Genomic DNA, 1,889 nt, shown 5'->3' with positions numbered 1-1,889 from the left:
CCGACGAAGACTGCGGTTCATTTCGATGCTGTGCAGCGCATATTCGAGGAGGTCCCAACGCCGCCAGCGGGCGCCAGGGCTGGGGCCAAACGATCAGGATTCCTGTGGCGAGGCACTAGGCGCCGCGGTCGTCCAACAGGCCTGGCTCGTAATCGGGTGGCGCCTGCCGGCCCAGAAGCTGACACACCGTCGCCGCGAGGTTGGATAGTCCCCGCTGCTCGATCTCAGTGTTGAGCACGAGGCGGGATCCAGGCGCGTACAGATAGAACGGGACGGCATTGAGGCTGTGACTGGTCTTGTTTCTTGGCGCACCGCGGCTGTCCAACAGCACGGCCTTGCTCTTCTTGTCCCGCTCGTACATCTCGTCCGCGTTGCCGTGGTCCGCCGTCACCACCAGGGTCCCGTTGAGCCTCTTGACGACCTGCAACAGGCGCCCAATCTGCAGATCGACGCATTCGACCGCGATGATCGCCGCGTCGCGCTTGCCCGTGTGCCCCACCATGTCGCCGTTGGCGTAGTTCACGCGCGCGTGTTGGTAGCGACCGGTCTCGAGCTCCTGAATCAGCGCGTCGGTGATTTCGGCTGCCTTCATCCAGGGACGCTGCTCAAAGGGGACCCGGTCGCTGGGGACCTCGACGTATTTTTCGTATGCTGGATCGAACCTTCCTGTTCGATTGCCGTTCCAGAAGTAGGTGACGTGCCCGAACTTCTGGGTTTCGCTGATCGCGAGCTGCGTGATTCGGTTGCGGGCGAAATACTCGCCAAGTGTGCGGTCGATGGCCGGCGGGGCAACAAGGAAGTGCGCAGGGATTCCCAGGTCGCCGTCGTACTGCATCATTCCGGCGTAAAGCACATCCGGGCGACGCGTCCGGTCGAACGCCGCGAAGTCGTCGTCATCGAAGGCACGGCTGAGCTCCAAGGCTCGGTCGCCCCGGAAGTTGTAAAGGACCACCGAAGCACCGTCTTCGATAGGCCCGACCGGCTTTCCTTGGGCGTCCACGACCACGAACGACGGCAGGTCCTGATCGATGATTCCGGGAGCCTCGCGCCGGTAGGTGTCGATCGCATCCTGCGCGCTACGAAACCCGCGTCCCTGGCCCAGCACGTGTGCTTGCCAGCCGCGTTGCACGATCCGCCAGTCCGCCTCGTAGCGATCCATCGTCGTCGTCTGGCGCCCGCCGCCTGAAGCGATGCGGTAGTCACGCCCCTTGGCCGCATTGATCTCCCCGAGTACCTGTTCAAGCTGGCTCACGTAGCTGAGGCAGCTCGTTTCCGGCACGTCGCGGCCGTCGAGGAGAATGTGCACGCGCACCCGAGCCAGGTTCTCGAAGTCGCAGCGACGGATGAGCGCAACCAGATGATCGATGTGGCTGTGCACATTGCCATCGGAGAGCAGACCGACGAAGTGCATGGGCTGGCCGCTCTGCGCCGCTCGTGCGACCAGCCGACGCCACACCTCGCCCTCGAACAGCCCTCCCTCTCGGATCGCGTGATCCACCAGCTTCGCGCCCTGGTCGAAGACCCGACCTGCTCCCATGGCGTTGTGGCCGACCTCGCTGTTGCCCATGTCCGCGTCCGAGGGCATGCCCACGGAGCGTCCGTGCGCAGCCAGGCGGCAGGCGAGCGTATGCTCCGCAAGGAAGTCGAGGTTCGGTGTGCGTGCCAGCCAGACGGCATCGGATTCGTCGTGGGCGCCGCACCCCACACCATCCATGACGCACACCAGCACGGGACCCGGCGAGCCGGTCAGGTTCGGGTGTTTCCTCAGGCTCCAGTCGGTCATCGATCCTGCCTACCCCGGGGGCATCGGGAAGGCAAACTGATTGGCCGTTCGGGCAGCGCAAGCCCATTGGCTTTCCGGCGCGGCTCGGGCACCATCCGGCCGTTAT

General features: G+C 64.7%; 1 protein-coding gene. It reads right to left on the bottom strand.

Going from position 1 to position 1,889, the window contains the following annotated elements:
* Positions 1 to 115 precede the first annotated feature (115 nt).
* A complete protein-coding gene (gpmI, locus tag MJD61_00595) occupies positions 116 to 1,783 on the bottom strand; it encodes a 2,3-bisphosphoglycerate-independent phosphoglycerate mutase (GenBank protein ID MCG8553778.1) in 1,668 nt (555 codons plus the stop codon).
* Positions 1,784 to 1,889: the final 106 nt, after the last annotated feature.

The sequence above is a fragment of the Pseudomonadota bacterium genome, assembly GCA_022361155.1.
Classification (GTDB): domain Bacteria; phylum Myxococcota_A; class Polyangia; order Polyangiales; family JAKSBK01; genus JAKSBK01.
The sequence above is the reverse complement of the archived record's forward strand: the minus strand, read 5'-3'. Positions and strand labels throughout refer to the sequence as shown.

Excerpts from the sequence above, each read along its gene's own strand:
- gpmI (MCG8553778.1), bottom strand. The coding sequence starts at position 1,783 with ATGACCGACTGGAGCCTGAGGAAACACCCGAACCTGACCGGCTCGCCG.